We start from the raw sequence: 13,484 nt of genomic DNA, 5'->3' as shown, positions 1-13,484 counted from the left end.
AGGAGGGAGGAGGGAGGAGGGAGGAGGGAGGAGGGAGAAGGGGGATGCGGAGAGAAGGAGATGAGAGAGGAGGAGGAGACGGGAGGAGGAAGAGGGAAGGGCGCGAGCCGACCGCTGAGCAAGCAAGGCAGTCGAATCAGGGCGTTGGATTCAGGGCGTTGGATGCAGGGCGACGGATTGAGGGGGATGGATTCGGGCGACGCGTTCGTGGCTGCGGAACAAACCGTGAAAGGTTCGCGTCCCGCGGTGACCGGAGGCAAACGGTTTTCCGGTGGCGAGCAAAGATTCGGCCCGGATCGACGGCGGCCCCCGGCCCGGCACAGGGGTTCCCGACGCGTGGTGCGACCATGGAACGCATGCGTAGTGAGGGTGCGGTTCGAGCGGGCGTCGCGATGGCGGCGTGTGGAGTCCTACTGGCGACACTGGCGGCGTGCGGCGGCGACGGCAGCGGCCACCAGAACACGTCGAACGGGCACAGCGACGCCCGCAGCGACGAGGCCCGCGCCGTCGACCTCAAGCGCATCCCCGACGTCGGCGACCGCTACCAGAAGCAGATCCCGGCGAACGCGCGGCAGGTCGTCGCGGTCTACGGCGACGGCAAGGACTCCGCGGACTCGACCATCGCCCTCTTCACCAAGTCCGGCGACACCTGGAAGAAGGAGCGCAGCTGGTCCGGACACAACGGCAAGAAGGGCTGGACGACGAACCACCGGGAGGGTGACAAGCGCAGCCCCGTGGGTGTGTTCACGCTCAGTGATGCCGGCGGTGTGCTCGCCGATCCCGGCGCGAAACTGCCCTACACGCAGACCGCGTCGATCCAGGCCCCGCACTACTGGGCCAAGTCGCACTGGCACGACTTCGACTACGTCATCGCCATCGACTACAACCGAGCCAAGGGCACGCCGCCCAACGACCCGACCCGCCCCCAGGGTCAGTCCAAGGGTGGCAGCATCTGGCTGCACATGGACCACGGCAGTGGGACCTCGGCATGCGTGAGCCAGTCGAAGGCGAACATGGAGTACCTGCTCAAGACACTCGACCCCGAGCTGCACCCGGTCGTCGTCATGGGAGACCGGGCCGACCTCAAGGCGTGACGGCCGACCTCATCAGTAGGTCAGTAGGCGTGAGTAGGTCAGTAGGCGTGGCGCAGTGACGGCCACAGAGCCGACCACTTCTGCGCCGGTCCGGCGCACAGGACGACCGCCGCGCCCTGTTCCTCGTTGTCCACGTCGTGGCCGTTGTCGATGTGAGCGGCTGTGCGGCAGCCGGTGAAGTACCGCTCGATGCCGGAGGCGTCGTCCGGCCGGACGAGCAGGACGGGCCCGTCCGCGGAGTCGGGCGGCGGCCCCCAGTCGGCGTAGCTCATATGGCCCGAGTACGGGGCGGGCAGCCCGCGCGCGGGACCGTACCGTTCCAGGGCGCCCGCTTCGCCGTAGTTGCTGGTGAGGATGACGGCTCGCCGGCGTTCGGCTGCCGGGATCCGCGTCCACCCCTGGCGTGCCACGTCGGCCAGTTGGGGCCAGCCGAGCTGCTCGCCCTGCTCCTTGTTGAGGGCCATCGGCACGGCCAGCGCGGCGGGCGGCAGCACAGGCAGGGTGATCAGAGCGTGGAGCGCGGCGGACACGGCCACGGCCGCCACGAGCAGCGCCCGCCGCGCCCGCCCGGCCCGTGCCCACCGCAGCGCAGGCTCGCACCCCGCGGCGAGCAGGACCACGAGGAGCGGCACCGTGTAGTACCCCTTGCCGCCGAGGGCCAGCACCACGGCACACAGCAGCGGATACGCGACCGCGAACGCGCGCGCCCACCGCAGCCGCGTGCCGTGCCACAACCGCAGCCACCCGGCGACCCACACCGGCACGAACAGCGGGGAGAGATAGACGAGTTGCTGCGGCACGAGCAGGGCGCGATTCTCCGCTCCGTCGTCCTCGCTGATGCCGCGGGCCACCGTGAACTGCGGCCAGCCGTGCGTCGCCTGCCACCACAGAGTCGGCGCCGCCAGCGCGAGCGCCACGGCGCAGCCGGCCAGGAACCAAGCACTGCGCCACACCGCGCGCGGCCCCACGCCGCCGATCGCCACGAGCAGCACGCCGACGAGCAGCACGACCAGGTACTTGTTCTGCACGCCGATCCCCGTGACCGCGCCCACCGCGAGCCACCAGCGCCCGTCCCCGGTGCGCAGCACCCGCAGAACGAGCCAGCTCACGGTCACCCACACCAGCAGGTCGAACGTCGCCGTGGACACCATGTGGCCGACCGCCAGCACCTGCGCGCCGAGCGCCGTGAGCAGGGCCGCGAGGAGTTGGGCGCCGCGCCCACCGCCCAACTCCCGTGCCATCAGCGCCACCACGAGCACGGTCGCCGCCGCGGCGAGCGTCGCGGCCACCCGCAGCCCGGCCGGCTCGTCACCGAAGACGGCGCTGGAGGCGCGGGCCAGCAGTGGCGTGAGCGGCGGCTGATCGACGTAGCCCCAGGCGAGTCGGCGGCCGGCGGCGACGAAGTACAACTCGTCGCGGTGGTAGCCGTAACGCCCCGACAGCAGCGTCAGCACCCCCGCATACGCGGCGACCGCGCACAGCAGCGGGCGCAAGGCGATCACTGCGAGCGTCGATCTGTCCCGCTCCGACCGCGCGGTGTCCTCGCCCATGTCCCCCGCCTTCCCCCGGTGCGCCGGGAGCGTACTGGCGGCACGGGAAGCGGTCGAGGCCCCGCGTCCTGCGGGTCACTCCTCGGCGGGCTTCTCCGAGTCGACGCCGCCGCGCTTCTCGCGCCACTCGCCGCGCGTGAAGTCGGGGATCTGCTGCGGCGCGCCCTTCGCCTTGATGGAGAGGTGGCTCAGCGGGACCGGGGACGTCCAGGTCGCGGCGTCGTACACATCGAAGTCGGGGACGAGGCCGAGCCGCATCGTCTGCATCAGGCGGTACACCATGATGTAGTCCATGCCGCCGTGTCCGCCGGGCGGGTTGGCGTGCTCCTTCCACAGCCAGTGGTCCCAGTCGGCGTACTTCGCGAAGTCGCCCCAGGCATCGTTCGTGTGGTCGGGCTCGATGTAGATGCGCTCCGGATAGTCCTCGAACACGCCCTTCGTGCCGCCGAGTTGATTGATCCGCGAATACGGGTGCGGGGTGCTCACGTCGTGCTCGAGACGGATCACACGGCCCTTCGCCGTCTGGACCAGGCTGATCGTGCGGTCCGACTCGATGTACGACTCCTTCCAACTCGGGTCGTCCTTGGGCATGTTGGCCTCGCGGTACTCGGCGAGACCGAGCGACGGCGTGCCGAAGCTGGAGATATGGGTGGCGCGGTCGCCCCGGTTGATGTCCATGTAGTTGGCGACCGGCCCGAAGCCGTGGTTCGGGTACAGATCACCGCGCAGCCGCGTGTGCCACAGACGGCGCCAAGGACCTTCGTAGTAGTCCGGGTCGAACATCAAACCGCGCAGGTCATGGTTGTACGCCCCCGCCCCGTGCAGCAGCTGACCGAATTTGCCCGCGTGGGCCATCCGCAGCACGCGCATCTCATTGCGGCCGTAGCAGCAGTTCTCCAGCTGCATGCAGTGTCTACGGGTGCGTTCGGAGAGGTTCACCAGTTCCCACAACTGGTCGAGCTGGAGCGCGATGGGACACTCGACGCCGACGTGCTTGCCGTTCAGCATCGCCGTCTTCGCCATCTCGAAGTGCCAGTCCCACGGCGTCGCCGCGTACACGAAGTCGATGTCCCCGCGCTTGCAGAGGTTCTCGAAGTCGTGATCGCCCTTGGTGTACGTCGCCGGGGCCGGCTGGCCCGCGGCCGTCACCTTGGCCGCCGCCTTCGCCGTCTTGTCCTTCACCGGGTCGCACAGCGCGACGACCTGCACGCCCGGTACCGCCAGGAACAGATCGATCATGCTGCCACCGCGGTTGCCGAGCCCGATGATCCCCACGCGGACCGTGGAGCGCCGCTCGAACGGCACCCCGACCATCGTCCGTCCCTGGCGGGCCGGCGCCTGGGCCGCGGCCTGTACGGGCACGGGCGCCTGCTCCGCGGCGCGGGACGTGCCCGAGCCGAACGCGGCGAGACCGATCCCGGCCGCCCCCGCGACACCCGCGGTGCGCAGCACATCACGTCGGGAATGACCGTCGGGACCGGTCTCGTCCAGGGGCTGGTTGTCGTTGTCGTGCATCGGACCTCCGAAGCTGGCGGGTGCGGTGCCTGGCAAGCGCTTGCCACCTTGGTGGGGCCGAGACCGGGGCGCAAGGGGCGGAAGTGGTCGGAGAGTTGGACTTCCTTTACCGACCCTTTGGACTCACGTGACAGAAGGCAGCCGGCGGGCCGTCCTGCACCGACCGTCTCGACGGATCGACGGATCGACGGATCGACGGCGCGGTCAAACGCCGGAATGGCCTGAAGCGGCCCCCGGTTCACGCACGTAGGTTCAGGTTCAGCACGAGATCCGGCATCCAGGGCCGGTCGAGACGGACACCGGCGGTACCGGCAACGCGCGCTGGCGACCGGCTGCGTCACGGCGTCAGGTGCCCAGGGTGTCTACCCGGGCGCCGTCGGCGTTGAGGCTGGCACTGGCACTGGCACTGGCACTGGCACTGGCACTGGCACTGGCACCGGCACCGGCACTGGCACCGGTACTCGCACTGGCGCCTGCCAGTGCATCCACCGTGCCGACCGGTGCGGTCCGTCCGGAGTCAGGACTGCCGGCGTGCCCCCGTCGCGGGACGGGTCGCGCGCTCCAGCTCCACCAGTACGGAGTAGTAGGAGCGGCCCGTGGCGTGGTCCATGCCGACCTCGCACATCCGGTTCGCCGACAGATGCGCGTCGTAGGCGCGGGACGTGACCTCCGCGGCCTCCTTGTGTGTGGCGGACTCGGTCAGCTCCTTGTGGAGCATGCCGCGGTCGCCCGCGAACGCGCAGCAGCCCGCGTCGTCCGGGATCACCACTTCGTCCGCGCAGGCCTCGGCGACCGCCTTCAACTGGGCCACGTCGCCGAGGTGTTCCATGGAGCACGTGGGATGCAGCACGGCAGAGCCGATCGTCCGCTCGATCGTGAGACGCGGCAGCAGTTCCTCGGCCGCCCACACGAGGGAGTCGACGATCGTCAGTTCCGCGTGCAACTCCCGGTTCTCGTCGGTGAGATACGGCACCACCTCGTGCGCGATGCCGAGCGTGCAGGACGACGCGTCGACGACGAGCGGGAGGCGACCGCCCGCGGTCCAGCCCCAGGCCGCCTCGACGATCCGGTTCGCCATGACCGTGTTGCCTTCGTCGTAACCCTTGGAGTGCCAGATCGTGGCGCAGCACGTGCCCGCCACGTCAGCCGGGATCCACACCGGCTTTCCCGCGCGCGCGGAGACCGCGACGACGGCTTGGGGGAGCGACACGTCGCCGGGGGTGCCGAAGATGCGGTTCACACAGGCCGGGTAGTACACGGCTGTCGCACCCACGCGCGCGGTGCGCGGCAGCTTGCGTGCGGCCGCGCCCGGGACCTCCGGCAGCCACTCGGGCACCAGGTCCGGCCGAACCGCCTTACGGGCAGCCGTCGTCACGGAGGTGAGCAGTCCGTCGCCGATCTTTTCGGCGGCCGCGACGGCGAGCCGCGCGGATGCCTCGACGGCCTTGAAGTTCTTCGCGGCGAGCGCGGCCACCTTCTCCTCGCGCGGCGAGTGGCGCGCGTGCCGGAAGCCCTTCATGAAGGCTCCGGTGTCGATGCCGACCGGGCAGGCCAGCTTGCAGGTGGAGTCCCCGGCGCAGGTGTCCACCGCGTCGTATCCGTACGCGTCGATCAGCTCGTCCTCGACCGGGGAGCCCGACGGCTGGCGCATCATCTCGCGGCGCAGCACGATGCGCTGACGCGGCGTCGTGGTCAGGTCCTCGCTGGGGCAGGTCGGTTCGCAGAAACCGCACTCGATGCACGGGTCGGCGATCAGCTCCACCTTCGGGATCGTCTTCAGGCCGCGCAGATGGGCCTTCGGGTCGCGGTCGAGGACGATACGGGGCGCGAGAACCCCGTCCGGGTCGATCACCTGCTTCGTGCGCCACATCAACTCCGTCGCCCTGGGCCCCCATTCGAGCTCCAGGAACGGTGCGATGTTGCGGCCGGTGGCGTGCTCGGCCTTCAGGGATCCGTCGAACCGCTCCACCGTCAGCCGGCAGAAGTCGTCCATGAAGGCCGCGTACCGGTCCACGTCCGACGGCTTGGCCGCGTCGAAGGCCAGAAGGAAGTGCAGATTGCCGTGCGCGGCGTGACCTGCCACGGCCGCGTCGAAACCGTGCCGCGTCTGCAGTTCGAGGAGCGCTTCGCAGGCCTCGGCGAGCTGCGACGGCGGCACCGCGAAATCCTCCGTGATGAGCGTGGTCCCCGACGGGCGCGAGCCGCCGACCGCCGTCACGAACGCCTTGCGGGCCTTCCAGTAGCCCCCGATCGTCTTCGCGTCCCGCGTGAACGCGTTGGTCACCGAGGCGACGGGTGCCACGAGGTCGAGCCCCTCCAGCGCCTTCGCGGCCTCTTCCTCATAGGCGGCCTGCCGCTCCTCGTCGGGCGCGCGGAACTCCACGAGGAGCGCCGTGGTCTCCTTCGGCAGCTGCGCCCAGTCCTGCGGCACACCCTGCACGCTGACCGAGGCGCGCAGGGTGTTGCCGTCCATCAGCTCCACGGCCAGTGCCCCCGCCTCGTTGAAGAGGGGCACCGCCGCGGCGGCCGCGGGCAGCGACGGGAAGAACAGCAGCGCCGTGGAGACGTGCCGGTCCAACGGCAGGGTGTCGAAGACGACTTCGGAGATGAACCCGAAGGTGCCCTCCGAGCCGACCATCAGGCCACGCAGGATCTCGACCGGTGTCGTGCCGTCGAGGAAGGCGTCGAGCCGGTATCCGTTCGTGTTCTTGATCTCGTACTTGGCGCGGATCCGGCGCGTCAGCTCCGCGTCCGCCTCGATCTCCCGCTTGATCGCCAGCAGGCCCTCGCACAGGGCGGGCTCGGCGTGCGCGAGATCCTCGTCCGCCGCCGGGTCCGCGGTGTCCACGACCGTGCCGGACGGCAGGACGAACGTGAGCGAGGCGAGGGTCCGGTACGAGTTCCGAGTGGTGCCCGCGGTCATCCCCGACGCGTTGTTCGCCACCACGCCGCCGATCGTGCAGGCGATCGCGCTCGCCGGGTCGGGGCCGAGCACCCGTCCGTGCCGGGCCAGCGTGGCATTGGCCCGCACGATGGTGGTGCCGGGGCCGATGCGCGCCTGTGAGCCGTCGCCCAGGACCTCGACGCCCGCCCAGAACCTGCGGACGTCCACCAGGATGTCCTCGCCCTGCGCCTGCCCGTTCAGCGACGTGCCCGCCGCGCGGAAGACGACCTCGCGGCCCTTGCCGTGCGCGTACGACAGCACGGCCGACACGTCGTCGATGTCCTCGGCGACCACCACGACCTGCGGCACGAACCGGTACGGGCTCGCGTCCGAGGCGTAGCGGACGAGGTCCGAGACCTTGGTGAGGACCTTGTCCGCGCCCAGCAGCCGCGTCAGCTCCGAGCGCAGCGGCTCGGGGGTGCCGCCCGCCTGTCCGTCCGTGACCCGGTCGGGCGCGGGACCCGACGGGCGGGTCCCGGGACGCAGGGCTTCCGGCTTCGGCTCCAGCAGCGGCATGGGACTCTCGCCTCTCGTCGTTCTGTTACGTGCTGTGGTGCTGTTTCGTGCTGTGGTGCTGTTCGTTCCGCCGGGCGGTCCGGTCAGTTCTCGTGGTCGCGCGGCGACTCGGCTCTCATGTCGCGCGGCGACTCGAACAACGCGTTCAGCAAGACCGTCAGCTGTGCGCGCTGCTGTGAGTCCAATGGGGCCAGGATCTCCTCTGCCGCCGCACGGCGCGCGCTGCGCAGCTCCCGAAGGGCGGCCCGGCCCTTGTCGGTCAGCTCGATCCGGATGACCCGGCGGTTGGTCGGATCGGGCACGCGGCGCACCAGATCGCCGGCCTCCAGACCGTCCACCACGCTGGTCACGGCGCGTGGCACGACCTCCAGGCGCTGCGCCAGATCGGCCATCCGCGGCGGCGTCTCGTAGTGCACCAGCGTGCGCAGCAGCCGGGATTGCGCGGGCGTGATCCCGACCGGCTCCAGCTGGCGTCTCTGGATGCGTTGCAGGCGGCGGGTCAGCCGCAGCAACTGCTCGGCGAGGAAGCCGTCGGCGTCCGGGGTACTCATGCCGGGAACATTAGCAGGACTTTGTGCATTGTGAGTATAGGTAACAATGAGCTATGCTCCTCAAAGTCGAGCTCGGCCCCTGTCCGCCGGGCTCTCCCCACGCCTAGGAGGCCCATGCCCCGCGACGAAATCACCTGGACGCCGCCTCCCGATGCCCAGGCATCGGGCCAGCCGCGGCAGATCCGCCGCATCCTGTCCCTCTTCCGCCCCTACCGCGCCCGGCTCGCCCTCGTCGGCCTGCTCGTCGGCGCCGCCTCGCTGGTGACGGTCGCGACGCCGTTCCTGCTCAAGGAGATCCTTGACGTCGCCATCCCGCAGGGCCGCACCGGGCTGCTCAGCCTGCTCGCCCTCGGCATGATCCTCAGCGCCGTCGTCACGAGCGTCTTCGGCGTCCTGCAGACCTTGATCTCGACGACCGTCGGCCAGCGCGTCATGCACGATCTGCGCACGGCCGTGTACGGGCGGCTGCAGAGCATGTCGCTCGCCTTCTTCACCAAGACCCGCACCGGCGAGGTCCAGTCCCGCATCGCCAACGACATCGGCGGTATGCAGGCGACCGTGACCTCCACCGCGACGTCCCTCGTCTCGAACCTGACGAGCGTCATCGCCACGATCGTCGCCATGGTCGCCCTCGACTGGCGCCTCACGATCGTCTCCCTGCTTCTGCTGCCGGTCTTCGTGTGGATCGCCCGACGCGTCGGCCGTGAGCGCAAGAAGATCGCCACCCAGCGCCAGAAGCAGATGGCCGCGATGGCCGCGACCGTCACCGAGTCGCTCTCCGTCAGCGGCATCCTGCTGGGCCGCACCATGGGCCGCGCCGACTCCCTCACGAAGTCCTTCGCCGACGAGTCGGACCAGCTGGTCGATCTCGAGGTCCGGTCCAACATGGCGGGGCGCTGGCGCATGGCCGTCATCAGCATCGTCATGGCCGCCATGCCCGCGTTCATCTACTGGGCGGCCGGCATCGCCTTCCAACTCGGCGGGCCGAGCGTCTCCATCGGCACGCTCGTCGCGTTCGTCTCGCTCCAGCAGGGACTGTTCCGGCCGACGGTGAGCCTGCTGCAGACCGGCGTCCAGATCCAGACCTCCCTCGCCCTGTTCCAGCGCATCTTCGAGTACCTCGACCTGCCCGTCGACATCACCGAGCGGGAGGACGCGATCCATCTCGACACCGTCAAGGGCGAGGTCCGCTTCGAGGGCGTCGAGTTCCGCTACGACGCCGACGACCGGCAGGGCCCGATCCTCGACGGCATCGACGTCACCGTGCCCGCCGGCGGCAGCCTCGCCGTGGTCGGCCCCACCGGCTCCGGCAAGTCCACGCTCAGCTATCTGGTGCCGCGCCTGTACGACGTCACGGGCGGCCGGGTCACGGTCGACGGGGTCGACGTGCGCGACCTGGACTTCGACACCCTCGCGCGCGCCGTCGGGGTCGTCTCGCAGGAGACGTACCTCTTCCACGCCTCGGTCGCCGACAACCTCCGGTTCGCCAAGCCCGAGGCCACGGACGAGGAGCTGCACGCGGCGGCCAGAGCCGCCCAGATCCACGACCACATAGCCGCCCTGCCCGATGGCTACGACACCGTGGTCGGCGAGCGCGGTCACCGGTTCTCCGGGGGCGAGAAGCAGCGCCTGGCCATCGCCCGCACCATCCTGCGCGACCCGCCGATCCTCATCCTGGACGAGGCGACCAGCGCCCTGGACACCCGCACCGAGCACGCGGTGCAGGAAGCCATCGACGCGCTGTCGGCCGACCGCACCACGCTCACCATCGCCCACCGCCTGTCCACGATCCGCGGAGCGGACCAGATCGTGGTCCTGGACGGCGGCCGGATAGCCGAGCGCGGCACCCACGAGGAGCTGCTCGACGGCGACGGACGGTACGCGGCGCTGGTCCGGCGCGACGCCCAGTTGGAGAAGGCGGCCTGAGGAGCGCCGTGAGCGACGCCCCGGGCGGAACGGCGAGCGGAGCCTGAGGGGAGCCCTGGGCCGGGTGGCCGCACCGCCGCACCGCGCGCTGGCCCAGCCGGGGCCGGTGTCCGGTCCGACATGAAGATATGCCGGGAATGCCCTGATGTGCGGGTTACCGTTCCCGCATGCTGAACGAGACTCCGCGACGGAGCACGATCCGACTCACGCGCAGAGGGCGCGTCGCCCTGATGGCGACCGGGGCCGTCGTGGCGGCCACCGCCGTAGCGGTTCCCCTGGCCGTGTCCGGCGGCGACGAGGGACGGCCGACCTCCCTGGTCATCCCGGAGGGCTGGCGCTCGGGCCAGGTCTACGACGCCGTCGACAAGGCGCTCGAGCTCCCGGCCGGCACCACCAAGAAGGTCGTTCCGAAGGCGGGCCTCAAGCTTCCGGGTGACGCGGGCGGCAACCCCGAGGGCTACCTCTTTCCGGCGACTTATCCCCTCGACGCCAAGTCGACACCGCAGACCGTGCTGTCGTACATGGTCAACACGGCCACCAAGAGGTTCAACGGCAGCCAGACCACCGCGGGCGCCGACCGGAACGCCATCAACCCGTACCAGACCGTCATCATCGCGAGCATCGTCGAGGCCGAGGCCGACAACAAGGAGGACATGGGCAAGGTCGCCCGTGTCATCTACAACCGGCTCGACCACGGCATGCCCCTGCAGATGGACTCCACCATCAACTACGCGCTCGGCCGGTCCACGCTGGACACCAGCACGAAGGACACCAAGGTCGACAACCCGTACAACACCTATGCGCGCATGGGGCTGCCGCCCTCGCCGATCGGCAACCCGGGCGACCAGGCCCTCAAGGCGGCGGTCAGCCCGACGCAGGGCGACTGGCTCTACTTCGTGACGGTCAAGCCGGGCGACACCCGCTTCACCGCGGACTACGACGAGCAGCAGCGCAACGTCGCGGAGTTCAACAAGAACCAGGGCAAGGCCAAGACGGACGGCTGAGCGGCCCGGACCCCGGGGGCGCGAGGTCAGCGGAGGCGCCCCCGGGGATGGTCAGACCGCCACCGGGCTGCGCCCGGCGAGCAGCCGCCGGACGTCGCGCACAGCCGCCCGCCCCGCGCGGTTCGCGCCGATCGTGCTCGCCGACGGCCCGTACCCCACGAGATGCACCCGCGGATCCAGTGCCGCGCGGGTGCCCTCCATCCGGATCCCGCCGCCGGGCTCCCGTAGCTTCAACGGCGCCAGATGGTCGATCGCCGCCCGGAACCCGGTGGCCCACAGGATCACATCGGCCGCGACCTCCCGTCCGTCGTCCCAGGCCACGCCCGTCGGCGTGATCCGGTCGAACATCGGAAGGCGATCGAGGACACCGTTCGCCCGGGCCTCGCGGATCGCGTCGTTCACCGGCAGCCCGGTCACCGAGACCACGCTCAGCGGCGTGAGTCCCTGCCGTACCCGGTCCTCCACCATGGCCACAGCGGACCGGCCCCAGTTCTCGTCGAACGGGCCGTCGCGGAAGACCGGCGGGCGGCGCGTCACCCACGTCGTCTCCGCCGCGTACGGGGCGATCTCCATGAGGTGTTGCGTGCCGGACGCCCCACCGCCCACGACGACGACCCGCTGTCCCGCGAACTGCTCGGGACCCGGGTACTGTGCGGTGTGCAACTGCCGCCCGTGGAACGTCTCCTGACCGGGATAGCGCGGCCAGAACGGGCGGTCCCACGTCCCCGTCGCGTTGATCAGGGCACGGGTCGACCAGGCCCCGTCCGAGGTCTCGACGAGCAGCCGCCCACCGTCGCCCTCGCGGACCCGGCGCACCTCGACCGGGCGCCGCACCCGCAGGTCGAAGGTCTTCTCGTACGTGTCGAAGTACTCGGCGATGACCTCCGACGACGGCCGCGCCGGGTCGGCCCCGGTCAGTTCCAGGCCCGGCAGCGCATGCATGCCGTGGACCTTGCCGTACGTGAGCGACGGCCAGCGGAACTGCCAGGCACCGCCCGGCCGGGGTGCGTGATCGAGGACGACGAAGTCCCGCTCCGGCTCGAACCCCACCCGCCGCAGATGATGGGCGGCGGACAGACCGGCCTGTCCGGCCCCGATGACCACCACGTCGACCTGCCGGACGCCCACCGCGGCGGTGCCGTCTCCTGCCCCGATATCGTTCACGTTTCTACTAACTCGACCGGGGTCCGAGATCTTCCCGCCCGCCGCGCCCCGCTCAGCGGCCGCCCGCCACCAGCAGCGGAGCGCCACCCCTGACCGGCGCATCCGCCGGCAGGAGGCCGCGCGCCGCGAGATCGGGAATCACGCCCTCCCCGAACCAGTACGCCTCCTCCAGATGCGGATAGCCGGAGAGCACGAAGTGCTCGATGCCGAGCGCGTGGTACTCCTCGATCCGGTCGGCGACCTCCGCGTGACTGCCCACGAGGGCGGTCCCGGCGCCGCCGCGCACCAGGCCCACCCCGGCCCACAGGTTCGGCGAGATCTCCAGCCCCTCGCGCGTGCCGCCGTGCAGCGCCAGCATCCGCTGCTGCCCCACCGACTCGCTGCGGCCGAGCGCGGCCTGCGCGGCGGCGACCGTCTCGGGGGAGAGGTCGTCGAGCAGCCGGTTCGCCGTCGCCCAGGCGTCCTGCGCCGAGTCGCGCGAGATGGTGTGCAGCCGGATGCCGAACCGCACCGTGCGCCCCTCCTTCTCGGCGAGCGCCCGAATCCAGTCGATCTTCTCCTTCACCTGCTCCGGCGGCTCGCCCCAGGTCAGATACACATCGGTGTGCCGCGCCGCGACCGGCCCCGCGGCGGCCGACGAACCGCCGAAGAAGATCTGCGGCAGCGGGTCGGGCGGCAGGGCGGTGAACCCGCCGTCGACCTGATAGTGCTCGCCGTCGAAGTCGTACGGCTGCCCGCCCCACACCCCGCGCACGACGGAGAGGAACTCGTCGGTGCGGGCGTAGCGACGGTCGTGATCGAGGTGATCACCGTAGCGCCGCTGCTCGGCCGAGTCGCCGCCGGTGACGACGTTGAGCAACAGCCTTCCCTGCGTGAGGCGTTGATACGTCGATGCCATCTGGGCCGCCAGCACGGGGGAGATGACACCGGGCCGGAACGCCACGAGGAACTTGAGCCGCCGGGTGTGCTGGGCGAGGGCGACGGTCGTCAGCCACGCGTCCTCGCACCACGTCCCGGTGGGCGTGAGAACCGCCTCGAATCCCAACTGCTCCGCGGCCTTGGCTATTTGGACGAGATAGTCGAGGTCGGGCGCGCGTACCCCGGCGATCGCCCGGCCGGGCGTGCGCTCCGACGCGCCGCCGCTGAAGGCGTGCCGGTCGACGAGGGTGCGGCCGTCGCCGCCGGTCGGCAGGAACCAGTGCAGGTGAACGGTCATGGTC

At 70.7% G+C, this 13,484-nt stretch carries 9 protein-coding genes; 3 read left to right on the top strand and 6 right to left on the bottom strand.

Translation table 11 applies throughout. The features are described 5' to 3' along the window. Window positions 1–356 precede the first annotated feature (356 nt). Window positions 357–1,094: a hypothetical protein gene (locus tag ACVHNB_RS25375; protein ID WP_456225987.1), complete on the top strand. Its 738-nt coding sequence runs from the start codon at window positions 357–359 to the stop codon at window positions 1,092–1,094. Window positions 1,095–1,132: 38 nt separating this feature from the next. Here the strand turns inward: ACVHNB_RS25375 and ACVHNB_RS25370 are convergent, their stop codons facing one another. The 4 genes from ACVHNB_RS25370 to ACVHNB_RS25355 form a co-directional block, all read right to left on the bottom strand. Next, window positions 1,133–2,644 (bottom strand): ArnT family glycosyltransferase, encoded by a 1,512-nt coding sequence (locus tag ACVHNB_RS25370; protein ID WP_456225986.1) that lies wholly within the window; start codon window positions 2,642–2,644, stop codon window positions 1,133–1,135. Between the two features lie 75 nt (window positions 2,645–2,719). Beyond that, a complete protein-coding gene (locus tag ACVHNB_RS25365; RefSeq protein ID WP_456225985.1) occupies window positions 2,720–4,159 on the bottom strand; it encodes a Gfo/Idh/MocA family protein in 1,440 nt (479 codons plus the stop codon). A gap of 517 nt (window positions 4,160–4,676) precedes the next feature. Next, window positions 4,677–7,619 (bottom strand): FAD-binding and (Fe-S)-binding domain-containing protein, encoded by a 2,943-nt coding sequence (locus ACVHNB_RS25360; protein ID WP_456225984.1) that lies wholly within the window; start codon window positions 7,617–7,619, stop codon window positions 4,677–4,679. A gap of 83 nt (window positions 7,620–7,702) precedes the next feature. Continuing rightward, window positions 7,703–8,170, bottom strand: coding sequence for a MarR family winged helix-turn-helix transcriptional regulator (locus ACVHNB_RS25355; protein ID WP_456225983.1), 468 nt, complete (start codon window positions 8,168–8,170; stop codon window positions 7,703–7,705). A gap of 114 nt (window positions 8,171–8,284) precedes the next feature. Between ACVHNB_RS25355 and ACVHNB_RS25350 the strand changes: the two genes are divergently transcribed. Then, the gene (locus ACVHNB_RS25350; protein WP_456225982.1) at window positions 8,285–10,096 is read left to right on the top strand and encodes an ABC transporter ATP-binding protein; all 1,812 of its coding nucleotides are present in this window, start codon (window positions 8,285–8,287) and stop codon (window positions 10,094–10,096) included. 167 nt (window positions 10,097–10,263) lie between these two features. After that, window positions 10,264–11,100, top strand: a complete 837-nt coding sequence (gene mltG, locus ACVHNB_RS25345) for an endolytic transglycosylase MltG (protein WP_456225981.1) — start codon at window positions 10,264–10,266, stop codon at window positions 11,098–11,100. Between the two features lie 51 nt (window positions 11,101–11,151). On the opposite strand, the gene ACVHNB_RS25340 is transcribed toward mltG, so the two are convergent. Further along, window positions 11,152–12,264 (bottom strand): NAD(P)-binding domain-containing protein, encoded by a 1,113-nt coding sequence (locus ACVHNB_RS25340; protein ID WP_456225980.1) that lies wholly within the window; start codon window positions 12,262–12,264, stop codon window positions 11,152–11,154. Between the two features lie 52 nt (window positions 12,265–12,316). Next, window positions 12,317–13,480, bottom strand: coding sequence for an LLM class flavin-dependent oxidoreductase (locus tag ACVHNB_RS25335; protein ID WP_456225979.1), 1,164 nt, complete (start codon window positions 13,478–13,480; stop codon window positions 12,317–12,319). Window positions 13,481–13,484: the final 4 nt, after the last annotated feature.

This window comes from Streptomyces sp. YJ-C3, from assembly GCF_053891275.1.
The sequence above is the reverse complement of the archived record's forward strand: the minus strand, read 5'-3'. Positions and strand labels throughout refer to the sequence as shown.

Bases quoted from the DNA above. Each gene is read 5' to 3' on its own strand.
- ACVHNB_RS25355 (WP_456225983.1), bottom strand. From the start codon at position 8,170: ATGAGTACCCCGGACGCCGACGGCTTCCTCGCCGAGCAGTTGCTGCGG.
- ACVHNB_RS25370 (WP_456225986.1), bottom strand. From the start codon at position 2,644: ATGGGCGAGGACACCGCGCGGTCGGAGCGGGACAGATCGACGCTCGCA.
- mltG (WP_456225981.1), top strand. From the start codon at position 10,264: ATGCTGAACGAGACTCCGCGACGGAGCACGATCCGACTCACGCGCAGA.
- ACVHNB_RS25375 (WP_456225987.1), top strand. From the start codon at position 357: ATGCGTAGTGAGGGTGCGGTTCGAGCGGGCGTCGCGATGGCGGCGTGT.
- ACVHNB_RS25365 (WP_456225985.1), bottom strand. From the start codon at position 4,159: ATGCACGACAACGACAACCAGCCCCTGGACGAGACCGGTCCCGACGGT.
- ACVHNB_RS25350 (WP_456225982.1), top strand. From the start codon at position 8,285: ATGCCCCGCGACGAAATCACCTGGACGCCGCCTCCCGATGCCCAGGCA.
- ACVHNB_RS25360 (WP_456225984.1), bottom strand. From the start codon at position 7,619: ATGCCGCTGCTGGAGCCGAAGCCGGAAGCCCTGCGTCCCGGGACCCGC.
- ACVHNB_RS25335 (WP_456225979.1), bottom strand. From the start codon at position 13,480: ATGACCGTTCACCTGCACTGGTTCCTGCCGACCGGCGGCGACGGCCGC.